Annotated in this window: 5 protein-coding genes; 4 read left to right on the forward strand and 1 reads right to left on the reverse strand. The window is 57.2% G+C overall.

Annotated features, from left to right (window positions below; genetic code table 11):
• Positions 1-365: 365 nt before the first annotated feature.
• Positions 366-1,520, forward strand: a complete 1,155-nt coding sequence (locus WCA53_RS27195) for an epoxide hydrolase family protein (protein WP_423918019.1) — start codon at positions 366-368, stop codon at positions 1,518-1,520.
• Between the two features lie 332 nt (positions 1,521-1,852).
• On the opposite strand, the gene WCA53_RS27200 is transcribed toward WCA53_RS27195, so the two are convergent.
• Positions 1,853-2,104 carry a hypothetical protein gene (locus WCA53_RS27200; RefSeq protein WP_423918024.1) on the reverse strand — a complete coding sequence of 84 codons (252 nt, stop codon included), beginning with the start codon at positions 2,102-2,104 and terminating at the stop codon, positions 1,853-1,855.
• A 693-nt stretch (positions 2,105-2,797) separates the two neighbouring features.
• Between WCA53_RS27200 and WCA53_RS27205 the strand changes: the two genes are divergently transcribed.
• From WCA53_RS27205 to WCA53_RS27215, 3 genes are all read left to right on the forward strand, one after another.
• The gene (locus tag WCA53_RS27205) at positions 2,798-3,832 is read left to right on the forward strand and encodes an IS630 family transposase (RefSeq protein WP_423918027.1); all 1,035 of its coding nucleotides are present in this window, start codon (positions 2,798-2,800) and stop codon (positions 3,830-3,832) included.
• 20 nt (positions 3,833-3,852) lie between these two features.
• Positions 3,853-4,119 carry a hypothetical protein gene (locus WCA53_RS27210; protein ID WP_423918031.1) on the forward strand — a complete coding sequence of 89 codons (267 nt, stop codon included), beginning with the start codon at positions 3,853-3,855 and terminating at the stop codon, positions 4,117-4,119.
• A 290-nt stretch (positions 4,120-4,409) separates the two neighbouring features.
• Positions 4,410-5,276, forward strand: a complete 867-nt coding sequence (locus WCA53_RS27215) for an ABC transporter substrate-binding protein (protein WP_423918036.1) — start codon at positions 4,410-4,412, stop codon at positions 5,274-5,276.
• Positions 5,277-5,443: the final 167 nt, after the last annotated feature.

Consider the following 5,443-nt stretch of genomic DNA (forward strand, 5'->3'; position numbering starts at 1 on the left):
GCGCGACCGATTGCGCGATTGCTTGTTTCTTGAGAATACTTGTCCTGCGCCGGCTTTAGATTTTCGTTGAACGGCACTGTCGTCATCCAAACGCTTTATTCGCGCTCTAAACAAGATAACGCGAGGCTAAGAAACTTCAACTTTCACGGCTCTACTACTTTCATGTCTCAATCTCCACAGATAGCGGCATAGGATGGCGGCTGCTCAATTCGTACTGAACCGAACGCTGCTAGAAGATTTGTAAAACAGCAAAGCGCCACATTTCCAGCAGTAGGATGTCACATATCCCGTTTTCAGAGCCTTGGGGCATGTCGAACCCTAGTCGCGAGAGTGCGCCAAGAGAAAAAACTGCCAGGAGAAATGCGATGCACATAGAACCATTTTCAGTGTACATATCGGAAGGGGAAATTGAAGGTCTCCAGCGCCGCCTGCACGAGACCCGTTGGCCTCTCGCGAGTCCCTCCGAGCCTTGGCAAAGAGGGGTCGACACCAACTGGCTCCGTGAACTAACACGATACTGGGCGGACGGTTTCGACTGGCGAACAGCGGAACTTGCGCTTAACGCGCAACCGCAGTTCACCGCGCAAATAGAGGGCCAGCGGGTTCATTTTGTGCATCGGAGGGGTGTCGGTCCCGCTCCTTACCCCATCGTGATCACGCACGGTTGGCCCGGATCGTTTTTCGAGTTCTACTCCGTCCTTGATCAGTTGTGCGACCCCGCCGCGTTTGGCGGCGATCCGTCAGACGCCTTTGATGTCGTCGTTCCATCAATTCCTGGATTTGCGTTCTCGCAAGCACCGACACAACCCGGGATCTCCTCGTTCCAGGTGGCTGATTTGTGGGCATCGCTGATGACGGGGCTCGGGTATGGCCGATTTGGCGCGCAAGGCGGTGACTTGGGCGCGGGAGTGTCGATCGCACTTGCGTCACGACATCCACAGCTGGTGGACGGGATTCACCTTAATTTCTTGCCCGGTTCGTATCAGCCCGCGCTCGGTCCCGCTGCGCCACCGCTCACGAAGGCCGAAGAAGCATTCCTGCGTGCGAGGGATCAGTGGGCGATGCTGGAAGGCGGATATTCCCACATGCATAGCACCCGACCAGATACGCTCGCCTTTTCTCTCAATGATTCTCCAGTTGGACTGGCCGCCTGGATTGGCGAGAAATTTCGCGCTTGGAGCGATTGCGATGGCATTATCGAGCAGTCCTTTTCAAGGGACGAGTTGCTGACCAACTTGTCGCTATACTGGTTCACGCAAACTATCGGCTCGTCCATGCAAATGTATTGGGAAAACAGGCTGCAACCGATGCGCTTCGCCGATGGTCAGCGGGTCTTACCGCCGGTTGGCTTCGCAAATTTTCCGAAGGAAATCAATCACCCGCCTCGATCGTGGCTCGAACGTACGTTCAATGTCGCGCAATGGGCCGATATGCCGAGCGGTGGTCACTTCGCGGCAATGGAAGAGCCGACGCTTCTTGCTGCAGAGATTCGTCGCTTTTTTAAGCCGTTCAGGAGTTAGAGGGCTAGCATGATCTTGGTAGCCGCCGTTCCGTTACTGAACAGCGGCCTTCTGAATCCGTACATGGCCTTTTGCTTTGGATGGCTCAAGCCTCTGGCATCATATCGTATTTGCTTGCACTTGCGCTGCCCTACATTGAGCACGCTGATTTCCGACCAATGCATCGGTGTCGGTTGTACGAAGCTTCATTCGGCAATGACAGCAGGCAATCTGCAGTCGACTTCCCCCGCACTTTCAGCCGATTTTTCCCAGATCGCCATCAAACTCCATTGCAGTTAAAAAACCTCCGTGGAAGCGGACTTCTATGTCGTTCTCTACAATGTTCAAAGCGTTTACCGTACCGCATGGTCCTCTGCGTTATCTTGCGGATGGCAGTTTAAAAAATCTGCATGCGTATTGTCCCAGCAAGCCCCCGTGTTTGCAGATATCCCATACGCGTCGACGTAGTGATAGTCGGGATGATCGATACAGCGCTGAACGAGTTGAACCATATCGCGCTTGCTGATGAACGTCATCAACTGTCGAGGGTGCGACGGCATGTCGTCCATCCTGAACGAGCCGATGCGCAGTGCAGCCACGGACATGCCATGCTTGTCCGCGTAAAGGCGCCCAAGTGCTTCGCCAAATACTTTTGACGCACCGTACCGGCTATCGGGACGGGGCAGTGTCTTGTCATCAAGCAGTTCCGCCCGGGACGCAAAGCCAGATTAGCCGCAGCTCGCGTCGTCCGAGGTAATTCTGTCAATCCGGAAACGTTGTCCAGCAAGGCGACGACGGTTTGAGTTGACAGATTTAATCGTACTCGGAGCGCGATTAAAAACGTCAACTCGCGTACGGGAACAGCCGCGCAGTAATTGCCGTAATACCGTCAACGCAGCGATCGGGGGTGTCGAAAATGTCGTCACGGCTGGCTGCAGCGAGGGGAGCTGCTCGGCGTCTTTGACATGTAGGCTGCCCAGATCGGCAAATCGTGCTGACGCTGGCTTGACTACGGACGCCAGTTCCAAATGCATGCCTCGGCGGGAAATCGGGCGGCCAGGTACCCATGCTCAAAGGATTGTTGGTCGAACTCGAGCCCAACCTCAAATGCTTGGTCACAAAGCCCGGCGATGCGGGATTCCGGCCGCCTTGCATTGGTCGGAATCTTGAAAGAGTTGCATCATCAGTTATCCTTCAAACACTTTTACTCAGCAGTCGCCAAGTAAGTCGACAATTTGAGAAACTTACGGAGTGTGCTCGGGTCTCATCGGTGATGAGATAAGTCGATGGACGGAATCATGAAGCGAGACGGACGGAAATTCGACCATCAGACGCTGGAGGAAATCCGGCTCATGGCCATCGAACGGGTACGCGATGGTGAGCGAGCGTCAGAAGTGATCGGCGCCTATGGTTTCAATCGCACGACAATTTACAAGTGGATTCAGGCGAGCCTGCGCCCGGGCATAGGAGTCAAGGCATTGCGCTCGAGGCCAGCAACGGGGCGTCCGCGTAGCCTGACGCCCAGGCAGGAAGGGCAAGTGTTTCGTTGGGTCAATGGCCGCGATCCGCGTCAGTACGGTCTGGACTTTGGCCTGTGGACACGCGCTGTCGTGGCAGAACTGGTCAAGCAGAAGTTTGACGTGACGCTGGGGTTGACGGCTATCGGCGAACTGCTGGCGAAGCTTGGATTGACGCCGCAGAAGCCGCTGCAACGCGCCTACCAACGCGACCCGCAGGCCGTCGAGAAATGGCAGCGGGAAACCTGGCCGGCCATCGCTCGGCAAGCCAGGACGCAAGGAGCTGAGGTCTTCTTCTGGGATGAGTCGGGGTTTCGCGCCGACACGGTGCATGGCAAGACGTGGGGCGTGCGTGGCCAGACGCCGGTGGTCGAACGCCCGGGACAACGGCAAGCCATCAGCGCGGCGTCGGCGGTGAATGCCAAGGGAGCATTCTGGTTCTGTACCTACGAAGGCGCGCTCAACGCTGAACTGTTTGTGGATCTGCTTCGGCAGATGATGCGCTCGCGCAAGAACTCGGTTCATCTGGTGCTCGATAGCCTGCCCGCACATAAAAAGGCCATCGTGCACGAATACGTCGCGTCGACCAACGGCCGGCTGACCCTGCACTTCTTGCCGGGCTACGCCCCCGACCTGAATCCTGATGAACTGGTCTGGAGTCACGTAAAACGCACCGGCACGGCAAGACGTCCTTTGCGCAAGGGCGAAAAACTGCGCGAGCGTATCGACGAGCAACTCACGAGAATCAAGAAACTGCCTCATCTTGTCCGCTCATTCTTCCAAGCTCCATCTGTCGCCTATATTAGCGACTGCTGATTAAAACGCACACCGAACAGTTGACGATCACGCCGTTCACCACACCGGGTTTGCGCGGTGTGTTCGTACCCGATCGCATTGCCCTCGAGACTCTGGATGGGAAGGTTGTGGAAAGTCGCGAGAATCCGGGGGCGGCTTTTGCCGGGCAGACGATCGAGTCTCCACGGGACAAGCTTCATGTCGCATATTTCGCCAGCGAGGCGCTGTGGACCTATTTGACATCGCCATTTCTCTCTCAGAAAGAGTTGCAGGGTCGTCAGGTCGAGCAGCCTCAACAGGTGTCTTAGGGCCATTTGGGTCGCGGTGGCTATTAACGTTTGGCTGATAGAAGAACCGACCGTGCTCGAAGACAGGGACCGAACTTCGAATGCCTTTTAGGCTCGCGTTCTGTTCACTACGGATTCGTCACACGTGGGTGCCTGGAACTTAGAGCGGGTACTGATCTTGTACCGACTCCGAAGTGCGAGTTTGCACGACTTGTCGTGCTTTCGTTTTTCTGTCATTTTCCATCCGTTCTTCCGGCTCCCCGTCCCACGATTTCGCCGACACGCTTGAATCACTCCAACGGAGACAGTCCATGCAGAAAAGCACCTTCGGCAACCGCGCGGCTTTGATGTTTTCGGCTCTGGCCGCCACCGTGGTACTTGCCGGCATCGCGATGCCGGCCGAGGCCCAGACCTATGGCGACTGCACGATTACGGGCAAGAAGGGATCAATGCCCCTGACCCCGGCCATTCCTGGCCAGCTTACGGTCGAAGTCGCGCTGCCCGCGCCGGGCTGGTGGAACGGTGACACCCCGGCGACCATCAAGGACGGCTACGAATACTGCATGGCGGCCAACATCGCGCATCGCGCGGGGCTCGACAAGGTTGCGGTGGTGAACGTGTCGTGGGAATCGCTGATCGCCGGTCAGACGAAGAATTTCGACCTGTCGCTGTCTGAAGCCTCGATCACTCCGGAGCGCAAGAAGGTGATCGATTTCTCGACCCCCTATTTCAATTCCGACATAGGGGTGCTGGTCAAGACCACCACCAAAGTCACCGCTGACAACATCCGCAGCATGCGCATCGGTGTCCACCAGGGAACCACGGGCGCCGATTTCGCCGCCAACGTGATCAAGCCAACCGAACCCATCAAGGTCTTCCCTGACACGGCAGGCATGTTCACCGCGCTCGCCGCTGGCCAGATCGACATCGCACTGAGCGACACCGCCTATGTGCTCGGTCAGGCGGCCAATTCGCACGGGACCATGAAGGTCGTCGGCCAGTACACCACCGGGGAGACCTACGGCGCAATCTATCCGAAGGGCTCGGCAAATGAGGAGAAGATCAACCAGATCATCCAGTCGATGGCGGACGACGGGACCCTCAAGATGTTGACGCAAAAGTATCTGGCGGCGGCTTGGGGCCAAGACCCGACGAAGATCCCGTACTTCAAACCGTAAGGCGGCGCCCACGAGATGGAGCAGCTTCAACCACCGGTGGCCGGCGAGCGCGGCTGGCACTTTCGCGCGCCGCCGAAAGACACCAGCCGAGGCGCGGCGATCGCCATCGCGATCGCCATTTTCGTAGCCGCCTGCAGTTGGCGCACGCTGCTCGATCTGCGCGCGGC

Source organism: Caballeronia sp., assembly GCF_049581465.1.
In the GTDB taxonomy this organism is placed as follows: Bacteria; Pseudomonadota; Gammaproteobacteria; order Burkholderiales; family Burkholderiaceae; genus Caballeronia.

What these genes read in the sequence shown, in the direction of transcription:
- WCA53_RS27195 (WP_423918019.1), top strand. Translation starts at nt 366, where the DNA reads ATGCACATAGAACCATTTTCAGTGTACATATCGGAAGGGGAAATTGAA.
- WCA53_RS27200 (WP_423918024.1), bottom strand. Translation starts at nt 2,104, where the DNA reads ATGTCCGTGGCTGCACTGCGCATCGGCTCGTTCAGGATGGACGACATG.
- WCA53_RS27205 (WP_423918027.1), top strand. Translation starts at nt 2,798, where the DNA reads ATGAAGCGAGACGGACGGAAATTCGACCATCAGACGCTGGAGGAAATC.
- WCA53_RS27215 (WP_423918036.1), top strand. Translation starts at nt 4,410, where the DNA reads ATGCAGAAAAGCACCTTCGGCAACCGCGCGGCTTTGATGTTTTCGGCT.